The 15,342-nt window shown below is 64.5% G+C and carries 2 protein-coding genes and 1 pseudogene; all 3 read left to right on the plus strand.

Translation table 11 applies throughout. The features are described from left to right. Positions 1-132: 132 nt before the first annotated feature. The 3 genes and pseudogenes from LIY36_RS23795 to LIY36_RS23805 all read left to right on the plus strand — a co-directional run bounded on the left by LIY36_RS23795 (position 133) and on the right by LIY36_RS23805 (position 15,340). On the plus strand, positions 133-12,708 hold the full coding sequence (locus LIY36_RS23795; RefSeq protein WP_226457389.1) for a filamentous haemagglutinin family protein: 12,576 nt from the start codon (positions 133-135) through the stop codon (positions 12,706-12,708). A 686-nt stretch (positions 12,709-13,394) separates the two neighbouring features. Then, positions 13,395-13,491: pseudogene (locus tag LIY36_RS27965) on the plus strand (transposase); the annotation flags it as partial. A gap of 265 nt (positions 13,492-13,756) precedes the next feature. After that, the gene (locus LIY36_RS23805; protein WP_226457390.1) at positions 13,757-15,340 is read left to right on the plus strand and encodes a ShlB/FhaC/HecB family hemolysin secretion/activation protein; all 1,584 of its coding nucleotides are present in this window, start codon (positions 13,757-13,759) and stop codon (positions 15,338-15,340) included. The last annotated feature ends 2 nt before the right edge of the window (positions 15,341-15,342 follow it).

The following is a 15,342-nucleotide window of genomic DNA, read 5'->3' on the forward strand; positions in this document are numbered from 1 at the left end:
TGATTTTTTTTGCGTTAGCAGCCCTTTATGAACTTTGCATGACAGAAGTTCAGTCGCGCCCCTCGCCAACCGCCTAACCCTCATACGTGAGCGTGTCTTGCCCCTGGGCAACTACAAAGAAGGAAGATCCAGATGGTCCGCTGCAAACCAACGGTTCACCGCAAAGCCCAGCCCGTGTTGTTGCTCAAGCCCCTGGCGCAGGCCATTGCCTTGTTGATGGTGGCGGGCAACGCCCAGGCGGCGTCGGCGTTCAGTTCCGGCTGGTTTGCCGATAAGGGCGCGTCCCAGGCGGCCACGGCGGCGCGTACCAGTGGGCAGGTGTCGGGCATTCCGACCTTGAACCAGCAGGCGCGGGCCAATCAGCAGTTGGCGCGTTCGATCAGCACGCTGAATACCAGCGTCGCGGCGATTGCCGCGCAGCAGGCGGCGCAAGCGGCCGGGCGGCAGGCGGCATTGGGGCAGGTGTCGACGATTCCCGATGGCTTGGGCAAGGGCGGCTTGCAGGTCGACAACAGCCTGACCCAGGGCTGGACCAACGCCAAGGGCCCGACCCAGACCCAGGCCGGCGGCAAGACCACGGTGAACATCGAGCAGACCGCCGACAAGGCGATCCTCAACTGGGAGACGTTCAACGTCGGGCGCAACACCACGGTGGACTTCCAGCAGCAGTCCAACTGGGCGCTGCTCAACCGCGTCAACGATCCGAATGCGCGCCCGAGTGAAATCCAGGGCCAGATCAACGGCGCCGGCACGGTCATGATCATGAACCGCAACGGCGTGGTGTTCAGCGGCACCAGCCAGGTCAATGTGCGCAACCTGGTGGCGGCGGCGGCGAACATCACCGATGAACAGTTCACCCAGCGCGGCATTTACGTCGATGCCAACGGCACCCAGCCGACGTTTACCGATGCGGCCGGCAAGGTTGAAGTCCAGCGCGGCGCAGTGATCCAGACCCACAACGCCGCCACGTCCACCGATGCCGGCGGCTATGCCTTGCTGCTTGGTTCCGAGGTGGACAACGCCGGTACGATCATCACCGCCAAGGGCCAGACCACCCTGGCGGCGGGTGACAGCTTTTACATCCGCAAAGGTGTCGGCACCGCCGGCAACGAGCGTTCCACCACCCGTGGCAACGAAGTGGTGGCTGGCCTCAACGCTGGCAGCACGGCGGGCAAGGTCAGCAACAGCGGCCTGATCATGGCCTCCACCGGCGACATCACCCTGACCGGCCACCAGGTCGCGCAGAACGGCGTGGCCCTGGCCAGTACCTCGGTGGATACGCGCGGGACCATCCACTTGCTCAACGCGGCCACTGACACCACTGGCAGTGTCACCCTGGGCGAAGGCAGCACTACCGCGATCCTGCTGGATGCCAGCGCCAGCACCGCGCTCAACAGCCAGCAGGCCAACGGCCTGAGCAAGTTCGATGGCCTGGCCGCCAACCTGATCAACGGGCAGTTCAATCACCTCAGCGCCGTGGCCGACCGCAGCGACCAATCACGGGTCGAGATCGTCAGCGGCGGCACGGTGGACTTCCAGAACGGCTCGATCACCCTCGCCACCGGCGGGCAGGTCGCCGTCAGCGCCGGGCAACGCAGCCTGGTGCGCGACGGCGCGAAGATCGATGTGTCGGGCGCGGTCGGCGTCAAGGTGGCGATGGAAGCCAACAACATCAAGATCAACGTGCAGGGCAACGAGCAGCGCGATGCGGTGGTCAACCGCGATGGCGGGCAACTGATCAACAACGACGTGTGGGTCGACCTGCGTGAGCTGGTGTTTGTCCCGGCCGGCACCAACGGCTATACGACGGATCGCTGGTACACCGCGGGCGGCTTGCTCGAAGTCGGTGGCTACCTCGGCACCCAGGGCCACTCGGTGGGCGAGTGGATGGCCCAGGGCGGCACCGTGACGTTTACCGGCAAGGACGTGGTGACCCAGCAGGGCGCGCAGATCAACCTGTCGGGCGGCACCGTGGATGTGCAGGCCGGCAAGATCCGCCTGACCTGGCTCAAGGGGCCGGACGGGCGTTTGTACGAACTGTCGAAGGCACCGGGCGACATTCTCTACTCCGGCGTCTACAAGGGGTTTGAAGACACCAGTGCGCGCTGGGGCCAGACCGATTACTACTACAACCCCCTGATCGCCCAGCAAAGCCGCCAGGAGTCCGGTTACACCGTGGGCCGCGATGCCGGCAAGCTGGTGGTCGGCACGTCAGGCGCGGTGTTGGAAGGCCAGATTCTCAGCGACGTGTTCCAGGGTGATCGCCAGACCCGGGCACCGGCGCTCAACCTCGACGGTTACCAGCAGTCGCAGAAAGCGCTGGCCCAGCGGGCGCAGTTGATCATCGGGCAATACACGCCGATCTATGACAAGACCACCGGCACCCTGCGTTATGGTCTGACGCCGATGGCGGAGCAGGTGCTGATCGAGCAGTCCGCGCAAAAGATCGCCGCCGGTATGGACTTGAGCACGGCATTGCCCGCCGAGCGTCAAGGCGCGGTGGTGCTGGACGCCGATCAACTCAATGGCTTCCAGCTGGGCGCGATCAAGCTCGGCGCCAAGCAGGGCATCGCCGTCAATGGCGCACTCAACGTCGCCGATGGCGGCGACATCACCCTCTACGCACCGCGTGTCGAGGTGAACGCAAACCTGACTGCCCACGGCGGCAGCCTGAATCTGGGCAACGTGCTCAACCAGGTCAATCTCAACGGCAACAACGCCGTGGCCGACGTGATCCTGGCGGGCAGCGGGCAGATCGACGTGGCCGAGGGCGTCAAGCTGGACGCCTCGGGGCGCTGGAACAATCTGCTGCTGGACCCTGCCGGTGGCGGCAACGGTGTGGCGTACGTGAACGGCGGCAAGGTCTCGCTGCGCAGCAGCGGCGATGTGAGCCTTGGTGCGGGCAGCCTGGTGGAGGTGTCCTCCGGGGCCACACTTGGCGTCGATCGCAGTGTCAACGGTGGCAAAGGCGGCAGCGCCACCCTGAGCGCCCTGGGCGCGTTGAGCCTCAAGGGCGAGGTGCGCGGTTACGGTGTGAGTGGCGGCGGCACCCTGGCCTTGCAGAGCCAGAAGGTGTTGATTGGCGAAAGTGCCGATCCCCTCGCCACCGGCACGTTGCAATTGGCCGGGGACTTTTTCAACAAGGGCTTTTCGGCCTACGACATCACTGGCAATGAAGGGCTGCTCGTCGCCGACGGCACCCAGGTTGACGTGACGGTGCCGGTCTTGCACCTGGGTGACCAGGCGAGTACCGCGCCCAGTGGCAGTGACCCCGCCAGCGCCATGGCGCGCTGGCTGCCCGAGTTGTATCAGCCGGACGCCGTCAAAGGCGTGCTGACCCCACGGCGCGGCGCCAGCTTGAACCTGACCGCCGGCAACCCGTACATCACGGCTGACAAACTGGCGACCACGGCCCTGACCGTCGGCCAGGGTGCGGTGATCAACGTCGACCCGCGCCAGGCCATCAACCTGCGCAGCGTTGGCCAGTTGACCCTCAACGGCACACTCAACGCCTGGGGCGGCAACGTCAGCCTGGGCGGCCTGGCGGTGACCCCGCAGGTGCTGTTGCAGGCGAATGCCGAAGGGCATGGCCGCTCGATCTGGCTGGGTGAACAGGCCGTGGTCGATGTGTCGGCCCGCGCCGTCAGCGCCGTGGACAACCAAGGGCGCCGCTACGGCGTGGTGGACGCCGGTGGCAAGATCCGCATCGGTGGCGATCTTGACCTGACCACCGGCGTCGCCAGCGCCAGCGACCTGTTTGTGGTGGTGCGTGACGGGGCGCGCCTGGAAGCGTCCGGCACCCAGGCCACACTGAATGTTGCGGGGCAGGGCACGGTGCAGGTCGCCAGCAACGGCGGCACCATCAGCCTGGCCTCCAACAACGGCCTGTACCTGGATGGCAGTTTTGTCGCCCGCGCCGGTGGCGTGGGGGCGGCGGGTGGTAGCCTGGTCGTCGCGTTGCAGAGCCCGAACTACCTCAAGCAGTACGCCAGTAACCGGGTACTCAACGGCCGCGAGTTGAGCATCAGCCAGACCCACCAGCCCCTGAATCTGGCGGACACCGCCGAGGCCGCCGCCGACAGCCTGGTCTATGGGCATGCGCGTGTCGGAGCGGACCAAATCAGCGCGGGTGGTTTTGACAACCTGGCGCTGATGAGCAATGGCCTGATGAGCTTCGATGGCGACGTGAACATCGCCATGGGGCAGAGCCTGCGCCTGTTCAGCGCCGCGTATAACCTCAGTGAAGGTGCCGCCGCTGGTTCACGGATCAACCTGTCGGCGCCGTATCTGTTGCTGGCCGGTCTGACGACGCAGACCCTGGACCCGAACGTGCGCCCGACCATCAACCTGGGCAAGCCGTCCCAGCTCGCCACGGCGGCGCAGTTCAATGCTGGCGGTGCTCTGATTGATGTGCGCGACAACGTGATATTTGGCATGAAGGGTAGCCTGCTCCAGGCCGACGCCAGCTTGCTCACCGTCGAGCGGCGTGGTTTTGATCAGGTGAACCTCACCAGTCAGGGCGACTTGCGCTTCCTGGCGGGTAGCGTTGAAAACGCTATCGTCGCCGGTATCAACACGCAGTTGCTGACCCAAGGCGACATGACTCTGCGCGCTGCGCAACTCTACCCGGCCACCGAAGTCGGTGCGCGTATCGTCGCCGGCTATTTGGGCGATTCATCCACCGTTGCCCTTGGCCTGGATTTTGACCCCTTGCGCACGTTGACCATCGGCCGTGTCGGCAGCACCGATGCACCGCTGCCTTATTCGGTGTTCGGCCACCTGCAACTGGGTGCCGCAAACATTATCCAGGGGGGCGTGGTACGCGCTCCGCTGGGGCTGATCGATATTGGCAGCACGGGCAGCGAGCGCGTGCAGTTGCTGCCGGGCAGCCTCACGTCGGCGAGTGGCAAGGGCCTGGTGATGCCGTTTGGCGGCACGGTGGACGGCCAGGTCTACCGCTATAACGGCAAGCAAGTGGTGTTTGTCGGGCAAGGCGGGCTCAGTGCCAGCGGTCAGGATCTGGGGATTGGCGTGATCCTGGGCGGCAAGACCGTCGCCGTGCTGCCCGATGCCACCGTGGACCTGTCCGGCGGCGGCGAATTGCTGGGTGCCGGGTTTGTGTCCGGGCGCGGCGGCTCCACCGATGCGCGCTACAACCCGCTGGTGCAAGTGGGTGCCAACGGTGGGTTCAGCCTGCCGGGCCTGTCCACCAACCCGATCTACGCGATTGTGCCGGGGGTGCAGCCCGTTGCCGCGCCTGTGGCGGGGGAGGCCGGGGCGGTCACGCCGTTGGTTGGCCAGCAAGTCACGATCGGCGCCGGTATACCGGGGCTGCCCGCCGGAACTTACACGCTGATGCCATCGACCTACGCGTTACTGCCCGGGGCCTATCGCGTTGAAATCAACGGTTTGGCTGGCTTGGGCGGCGATGGCGCGGCCCAATTGATGCGCAACGGTTCGTGGAGCACGGCCGGGCGCTTGTCGATTGCCAATACCGGAATCAGCGACAACGTTGCCAGTCAATTGATCCTGACGTCGGCCGATACACTGCGCCGCTATTCCCAGTACAACGAAACCAGCTATGCGCAGTTCGCCAGGGCGGACGCGGCAAAAAACGGCGTGCCACGCCCCATGCTTGAGGTGGATGCCAAGACCTTGAAACTGGCCTTGCGCACCGGTGGTGGTGCGGATGCATTTTCATTCCAGGGTATTGGCCGCTTCGGTGCAGCGCAGGGGGGTTATGGCGGTACGGTAACGGTAGTCGATACGACCCGTGGTGGCATTGAAGTAGTGGGCGCAGATCGGGCGGCGACCCAGGGTTTTGCAGGGATCACCTTGCGGGCTGACAGCCTCAATGCACTGGGGGCATCGCGCCTGGTCGTCGGGGGCATGACCAGCGTCACGTATGGCCAGTCTGGCAACTTCATCACGTTGGTGGATGGGGTGAACGGCGCCGGCAGCAACATTGTGCTGCGTGAAGGCGCGACGTTGGCTGCGCCTGAAGTGTTCCTGGTCAGTCAAACCGGCTCGATCGTCGTTGAGCAGGGCGCTTCGATCAACACTATCGGCCGAGGCAACGCGGGCTACGACGCCCGTGACGGTTTTATCTACAAGGTCACCAACATGCTGGCGGTGTCCAACGGCCTGCTCAATGTGATCGCGGCGCCGGGCGTTGGTGGCGAGGTCAGTGGGGGCATCAGCATCGGCACCTGTAGCACCAGCCCTTGCAGTGGGCAGACCGGGCTGTATTCCGAAGGCAGTATCGTCGCTTTGACCGACGCCTCGTTTGCACTGGGCGATCAAGTGCGCTACGGCACGCGTTACCTCAACCTGGGGGTCAGTGCGATCAACCTTGGCAGCGCCGCTGCGCTCGCCGCCGCAGAAGCCGCGAATCAACGGCCGGCAGGCCTCACGTTGTCCCAGGCACTGCTCGACCGTCTGCTGCAGGGCGATACCCAGTTCGGCGCGCCGGCCCTGGAGACCCTGCAACTCTCGGCCCGTGACAGCTTCAATTTCTACGGCAGCACCTCGCTGGATACTTATGACCCCCTGACCGGCAAATCGCGGTTGAGCAACCTGATGATCTCCACGCCGGCGATCTATGGCGCCGGCGGTGCAAACGATGTGGCCAGCATCCACACCGCCAACCTGATCTGGCAAGGCGCGACCAACCCGGCGGGTGCCGTGGTCAGCGGCGGCGCGGGCACCGGCAGCGGGCGCCTGGACATCAACGCCGACCGCATCGAATTCGGTTACGGCAGCTTTGCCCAGCCGAGCACGACCCTGAACTTCGACCGCCTGGCGCTGGGCTTTGCCAACGTCAATCTGAACGCCAGCGAACGCATCACCGCCAACCACAAGGGCAGCCTGTCGGTCTATCAACAGCAGGGTGCCTATGACGCGGTGAAGGGTTTCACCTACACAGGCGGTAACCTGAATATCCTCACGCCGCTGATGACCGGTGCCGCTGGCTCAGTCAACCGCATCACTGCCGGTGGCGCGATTGATGTGGCGGCGTCTGCCGGGGCACGCGGCAAGGCCGAGGGGCAGGGTGCCCAATTGTCCTTGAACGGCGACAGCATTCGTCTGGCGGGCGCCGTGGTGCTGCCGAGCGGTAAGGTCAGCCTTGCAGCGCGGGGTGATGTGCAGTTGACGGACGCGGCGTTGATTGATGTCGCCGGGCGTGCGATCACCTTCAACGACGTGACCAAGTACGGCTGGGGCGGCGACATTACCCTCGACAGCCGCACCGGCAATATCCATCAAGCGGCAGGCTCGACCATCGACCTGTCGGCCCAGTACAACCAGGCGGGCACGCTGCGGGCCGTGGCGCTGGATGCGGCGGGCGGGATCGTCGACCTGCAAGGCACACTCCTGGGCAGCAGCAGCGGCTACTACGACGCGGGCGGCACCTTGATGCCGTATCTGGCGGGCGGCGTGCAGATCCAGGCCCAGCGCCTGGGCAGCAGCGGTGCGCTGGACCAGCAGTTTGCCGACCTCAACAGCCGCCTCAACGTTGGGCAGGTGTTCGGCGCGCGCAGCTTCCAACTCAAGCAAGGCAACTTGACCATCGGCAACGGCCTCAAGGCCGGCAACATCAGCGTCTCGGTAGACAACGGCAGCCTGCGTGTCACTGGCCTGGTGGATGCCAGCGGTGAACGCGTGGGCAGCATCAACCTGGCCGGCAAGCACGGCTTGAGCCTGGACGGCAGTGCCGTGCTGGATGCCCACGGCAGCAAACTGCGGGTGGACAGCTACGGCAAGATCATCGACTCGCCGAACCGTGCCATGGTGGTGCTCGGCTCCGGCGACGGGCGCTTGACCCTCGCCGATGGCGTGCGCATCGACCTGCGTCACGGCACCGCCGGTTCGACCCACAACGACGGGCTCGCGCGTGGCAGCCTTGAATTGAACGCGCCACGGCTGATCAATGCCGATGGCAGCAGCGACGACATCGACATCGACGCCCGTGGCCGCCTGGCAATCCAGGGTGCACGCTCGATCACGCTCAACGGCATGGCCACATACGATGATGCGCCCGTGATCACCGACCCGACGGCCAGCGGGCGACCTTATCAGCAGATCGACCAGGCTTACCTGGATGGCAAGCACGCACTGAGCACGGCGTTTATCAACGCGGCCTTGCTCAACTCGGACTTGCTCAACAACAAGCTCGCCGGGCTCAACAACAGTACGTATGCCGATACGTTCCATCTGCGCCCAGGGGTGCAAATCGTCAGCAGCACCCCGGACGGTGACCTGGTGGTACAGGGCGACCTGGACCTGTCCGGCTATCGCTACGCCAGCCTCAACCCGCACACCCGGCAGACCTCGGTGTACGGTTCCGGTGAATCTGGCAGCCTGACCCTGCGCGCGGGCGGCGACCTGAGCGTTTACGGCAGCATCAACGATGGCTTTGCACCGCCGCCGGAAACCGTGGATGACAAGGGCTGGGTATTGTTGCCCGGCAAAGACTTCAGCGGCGGCGATATCGTCGTGCCGGGCAACGGCGTGACCCTGGCCGATGGCACGGCGTTCCCGGCGGGCAGTACGTTGAACTACGACCTGCCGATCAAGGGCCTGACGGTGGCAGCCGGCACGCGCTTGCCGGTCAGCGCCGTACTCAATCAGGACCTGGTCTTGCCGGCGGGCACGGTGTTGGCGGCCGCTGTACGGGACGCTTCGGGCAATGTGCTGTTTGCCGCTGGCACCCTGCTTGGCGCGACGATCACATTGCAAGCCGGTACTCAACTGGACGCCGGTACGTTGCTCAGCCAGGGCACGCAATTGATGAGCATGGTCTGGCCTAAAGGCGTGCCATTACCCCAGGTTCACCAGGGCTCGCTGACCAGCAGCATCGTGTTGCTGGACGGCGCTCGCGCCTTGCCACGCGGGGCGTTGATTCCCGCTGGCACCAACGTCAAGTTGCCGAGCGGGGTGGACTCGATCCAGTTACGTCCGCAAGTGGCGGGGCGCCAGGGCAAGCTCTGGGCCATCGCACCGATGCTGGCCGAGGGTTCGCAATCCTGGTCACTGCGTCTGGTGGCAGGCGCCGACACCGACGCGGCGGACAGCCGTATCCTGCAAGCCCATCCGCGCAGTGGCGACTTGCGCCTGGCGGACAGTCACTACGGCATGTTCGCCAAGGAACTGCCAGCTACCGGGGTGCAGACCTGGACCGCGTTTGCGGTCCAGGACTTGGCTGCCAACGGCGTGATCGTCAAGGAAGGCGACCCGATCGACCAGAAGATCCTGGATGATTTCCAGTTGGGAGCGATTGCCGATTTCTGCGCGAGCTCCCCGAATTATTGCAAGATCAAGGTCAGCTACGTCTGGACCGAATATGCGGTCCAAGACTTGGCCGCCAACGGCGTGGTCGTGACGGTGGGTACCGTGATCGAGCAAAGCATCCTGGACCTGTTCGGCATACCTTCCGTAGACGAATTCTGCGGGGGCTCGCCCGCCTACTGCCTCGCCCAAGGCGGCAAGCAGTATGCCTCGACACCGTCCAGTACCCGCTTCAGTGTGCTGCGTACCGGCACGGGCGACCTGGAGCTGTTGACTGCTGGCGACCTGAGCATGGACTCACTTTATGGGGTCTATACCGCAGGCACGTCCTCCGTCGCGACCCAGGCGGGCGATCCCTACAATCAAGCGCGGACCCTGGGCCGCACTAACACCGTCCTGGCCGATCCTGCCAGCGCCTACGAAAAGTTTGTCAATGGTTCTGCCGACAGCCTGTACCGCGCCTGGTATCCCGATGCCGGCGGCAACCTCACGCTGAACGTCGGCGGGAACCTGACGGGCAATATCACCGGTATCTCCGAGGGCATCGCCGGGCGGCCTGATCCCAAGGACCGTGGCTACGATTCCGCCAGCGTCGGCAACTGGTTGTGGCGTCAAGGCAGTGCCGATGTGGCCACCGGCGGGCAGGCCCAACCCACGGCCTGGTGGATCAACTTCGGCACCTATGCCAGCACCCCTTCGGTCGATCAGATGCTCGGCTTCACCGGCTTTGGCACCCTTGGCGGCGGTGACCTGGATGTCAACGTGCGCGGTAACGCCGGGTTGCTGGACAGCCGGACCAACAGCGCGCTTGATCCCGGTTTGAACCCGCGTACCCAAGGCCTGGTATTGGCGGTGGGCAGCACCGGCCGGATGGCCAACGACGGCAGCCTGGTGCTGAACGGCGGGGGCGACTTGCGGTTGCGTGTCGGCGGCACGCTCAACCCGGTTGGGGTGCAGACGACGGATTTGCGCAACGGGGTGCTGGTCAACGTGCGTGGCAATGCACAGGTGCAAAGCGGCGCGGTGGGTGGTATCAATCTGACTTACGGCAGCACGACCACACAGCACAGCCCTGGCGAAACGCGCGCATACGATCCGTTAAAGGCCACCCGTGGCTTGCCGTTGGGCGCAATTACCCTGGTGCCGGGTGACGCCACGTTCAACCTGGCGGCGGCCGGCGATCTGGTGGTGCAGAATGTGCTCGACCCGGGCCGGGGCTCGGTGGCGAACAAGTCCGCGTTTACACGGGGAGCCGAGCGGGGTGTAGGGGACAGCTGGTTCACGTTATGGACGGATCACACCGCGATTGATCTTTTTTCGGCTGGCGGCAATGTGACGCCGAATGTCAGCGGCACTCCTTCTGATCTGGCAATCGTGTATCCCTCGATCCTTCGAGCAACCGCCGCCGGTGGCAGTCTCTACTATGGACGAGCGGTGCGAGAATCCTCGATTGATGCTGGCTACCTCTCTAGCCTTCTGCTCGCCCCAGGCGCCAATGGCGAGTTGCAGTTCCTGGCCAGCGATTCGATTTACGCGGGCGGCATGTTCGTCACGCCGTCTGCGGCCAACCCCGGCATCATGGCCACCCCTTGGCGGCCGGCATTCGTCGGCACGATCAACGGCCAGACAGACGCCGATAGCCACAATATCTCCGACAGCAGCGGCCTGGTGTCGGGGGGTAGCGTTATCGGTAGTATTCCGCGTCCCTTGTTCACCTTTGGAGCCCCGACGGCCTCTGCGGCGGGGTATGTGCCGAGTGCCCCGGCGCGCTTCTACGCGTTGAGCGGTGACCTGATTGGCGTCAGCAGCGGCAGGGTGATTACTTTCTCCACGACGGCTGGAACGCGCAATGCGGGGCAGGTCTGGTACGAGGGCAACGGAGCGGTGTGGATGATGGCCGGGCGCGATGTCGTCAGCAGCGGCAGCGCGTTCAACAACACCAGGGGACCGGACTCGGAGCGGCAAACCGGCAACCTGTTCATCCACAACAACCCCAACGATATTTCCATCGTCTCCGCCGGCCGCGACATTCTCTACAGCAACTTCCAGGTCGCCGGTCCTGGTCTGCTGGAGGTGACGGCGGGCGGCAATATCCTGATGTCCGGGCGGGATGCGGCGACAGGTGGCGAGGTCAGTGTCACCAGCCTCGGAGCAGTCGTGGCAGGCGATAACCGTCCAGGCGCAAGCATCGTGATGCAAGCCGGTGTCGGCCCCAATGGCCCGGATTACCTGCGTTTCGTCGAGCCCTACCTGGACCCCGTCAATCTGGCGCAAGCCGGCGAGTCGATCCAGGGCGCCAAGGTGGCCAAGACCTACGAAAACGAGTTGGTCACCTGGCTCGCCGAGCGCTTCGGTTTTGTCGGCGATAGCACGCAGGCGTTGGCCTATTACAAGGCGCTGCCTGCGGAGCAACAACGGGTGTTCGCCCGTGACGTGTACTTCGCCGAACTCAAGGCCGCCGGCCGCGAGTACAACACCGATGGCAGCGTGCGCCAGGGCAGCTACTTGCGTGGGCGTGCCGCCATCGCCGCGCTGTTCCCGGACAAGGACGTGGCCGGCAACCCGATCACCTACAAGGGCGACATCACCCTGTTCGGCAGTTCGGGCGTGCACACCAACTTCGGTGGCGCGATCCAGATGCTCACCCCAGGCGGCAGCCAGACCTTCGGTATCGAAGGCGAGGCGCCACCGTCCACGGCGGGGGTGATCACCCAGGGTGCTGGCGATATCCAGCTGTATTCCATGGGCAGCATCCTGCTCGGCCAGAGCCGCATCATGACCACTTTTGGTGGCTCGATCATGGGCTGGACCGCCGAGGGCGACATCAACGCCGGGCGCGGTTCCAAGACCACCGTGGTGTACACGCCGCCCAAGCGTGTCTATGACAACTGGGGTAACGTCAGCCTGTCGCCGTCCGTGCCGAGTACCGGCGCGGGGATCGCCACGCTCAACCCGATCCCGGAAATACCGGCGGGGGACATCGACCTGATCGCACCGCTGGGCACCATCGATGCGGGCGAGGCGGGCATTCGGGTGTCGGGCAACGTCAACATCGCCGCGTTGCGCGTGGTGAACGCGGCGAACATCCAGACCCAGGGCAAGTCGTCCGGGGTGCCGGTGGCGGCGGCGGTCAACACCGGCGCCATGAGTTCGGCCAGCGCGGCCGGAGCGGCGGCGTCCCAGGCGGCGCAAGAGGCGGCGCGCAGCCAGCAGGCGGCGGCCAAGCAAGGGCGGCCGTCCATCGTCACCGTGGAGGTGCTGAGCTTTGGCACCGAGCCGGTAGAACGCGGCCCCGAAGACGCGCCGAAAACCAGCGGCTACAACCCCAACAGCCCCGTGCAGGTGCTGGGCGCCGGCCCCCTGAGCGACCAGGCGCGGGCGCGCTTGACGGATGAGGAGCGCAAGCAGATCAGTTTGTAGACTTTTTGAAGGACCTCTCGATGTACCTTTGGGGCGATCACTGATCGCCCCGTTTTTTTGTGGGCGATGTGAAGCAAGAGGGTGGGCGCAGATCCAGATGTGGGAGCGGGCTTGTGTGGGAGCGGGCTTGCTCGCGAATGCGGTGGGTCAGTCAGCACATGCATCAACTGATACACCGCATTCGCGAGCAAGCCCGCTCCCACAGAACCCATGCACACATGTCCTGCCGTGCCCGGTCCCGAAAATTGCCTGCGAATCAATCCCAAATGAAGCTTTCATGACAAAAGTTCGGTAGCTCCCACCCGCGCCTGTCTGTCCTATGTAACGCGCTGGATACGATCAAAAGTCGTTGTCGAAGCCGTCAGCAGGACGCCAGGAGTGGGGCAATGGGAACTATGGAACGTTACTCGAAAGTCGGCATGCAGGAGCTCGATCAGCGCCTGTCGAAGATCGTCGAAGCCGCGCGCAAGAAGCCGGTTTCGGTGTACCGCTATGGCGCGCCGTGGGTGTGGATCGTCTCCCAGGACGATTGGCAGGGCGCCTTGAAGGAAGTGTCCAGCTTTATCCCGGCAGGGCATTCGCTGGTGTTGCTGCGCCCGCAGATCGATGAGGTGCTCGACAGCCATCGCGACTGGCTCCAGCCCGAGCCGGGCATGCTGATTGCGCCGCACACCGTGGTGCACATCCTCCTGTTGCAACTGCTGTATTCGGTGCCCAGCGAGCAGCAACTGCACGAGCAGCTCAATTACAACCTGCTGTTCCGTTGGTTCGTCGGCCTCGACCTGAACCAGAAGGTGTGGGGCATTCACGTCCTGCAACGGGACATCGCCAGCGTGCTGGGCAACCCGCGGGCGGTGCAGTTGATCCAGACCATCATCGGTGACGTGTTTTGTGGCGCCTTGCTGCACATGCCGGAGTTCTCGCTGAATTTCGCCTTGCTGCACACCTGGCTGGCCCGGCACAGCCATCTTTCGACAACCAGCAATTGAGCAGGCCAAACGCCGTGCAAACGGCGACGGTGCAAAAACTTGGAAAGTTAGGGGGCGGTGTGGAGCATCTGTTCAAGTCAACGCTGGCGCTGTGCTGCCTGACGCTGTGGGCCCAAGCCCAGCCTGCGCAGGCCGAGGAGGAGGGCGCAGCACGCCGGGTCGACGTCAATGAGTACTTCGTGCGCGGCAACACCGTGCTCGATGCGGCGGCGATTGAAGAGGCGGTGTACCCGTTTCTCGGCCCGCAAAAAACCTTGGGCGACATCGAAGGCGCCCGCGACGCGCTGCAAAAGATCTACCAGGCACGGGGCTACCAGTCGGTGTTTGTCGAGCTGCCGGAGCAGAAGGTCGATGACGGCATCGTCTACCTGCAAGTCAGCGAAACCAAGATCGGCCGCGTACGCGTGGTCGGTGCCAAGCATTACTCGCCAGTGGAAATCCGCGACGAAGTGTCGGCGCTCAAGGAAGGTGCGGTGCCGGACTTCGCCACCGTGCAAACCCAGCTCGCCGGGCTGAACCGTGGCGTCGGACGTCAGGTCACGCCACTGGTACGCGAGGGCCAGCGTCCGGGCACCATGGATGTGGACTTGCAGGTGGAAGACCAGAATCCCTGGCACGCCAGCATCGGCCTGAACAACGACTACAGCGCCGACACTGAAAAGCTGCGCTCGGTCGCCACCCTGAGTTACGACAACCTCTGGCAACTGGGCCACGCGATTTCCCTGACCTACTTCACCGCGCCCCAGGACAGCGCCAACGCCAAGGTCTGGTCGGGCTCCTACACTGCGCCGCTGGATGATCGCTGGGCGTTGCAGTTCTCCGGCTACCAGTCCGATAGCAATATCGCCACCCTCGGCGGCAGCAACGTGCTGGGCAAGGGGCATTCCTATGGCGTGTCGGCGATCTACAGCTTTCCGGGCGCGGGCGTCTGGGCCAATTCGTTGTCGGTGGGTATCGACTTCAAAGACTTCGACGAAGAAATGAAATTCGGCGCCAGCAGCGACCAGGTGCCGCTCAAGTACGCGCCGTTCACCCTCGGCTACAACGGCTATCGCTACACCGAGCAATCCCAGCTCGGCCTGGGTTTGAACCTGGTGGTGGGCACCCGCGCGTTCTTCGGCTATGGCAGCGATGCCGAAGCGTTCGACTACAAGCGCTACAAAGCCAGCCCCAGTTTCGCCGTGCTCAAGGGCGACCTGAATTACACCTACACCTTTACTGGCGATTGGCAGTCGGCGTCCAAGGCCGCGTTCCAGCTGGCCTCGGGGCCGCTGGTGTCGAACGAGCAATATTCGGCCGGCGGCGCCACCTCGGTGCGCGGTTATCTGGCAGCGGAGCGCACTGGGGACGAGGGCTACTTGCTCTCCCAGGAGCTGCGCACGCCGTCCCTGGCCAAGTACGTCGGCAGCTACGTCAAGGACTGGCGCTTCTACGCGTTTGCCGAAGGCGCACGCCTGCGTCTGCACGACCCGATGCCCGAGCAAGAAGACGAATACAGCCTGGCCAGCGTCGGCCTCGGCACCCGCGCCAGTTTGAGCAAATGGTTGTCCGGCAGCCTGGATTGGGGCTACCCGCTGCTCGATGGACCGAACACCCAGAAACAGGACTCGCGACTGCACTTCAGTGTGCAGGCGACTTTCTGACT

The organism is Pseudomonas sp. AF03-9 (assembly GCF_020515815.1).
Lineage (GTDB): Bacteria > Pseudomonadota > Gammaproteobacteria > Pseudomonadales > Pseudomonadaceae > Aquipseudomonas.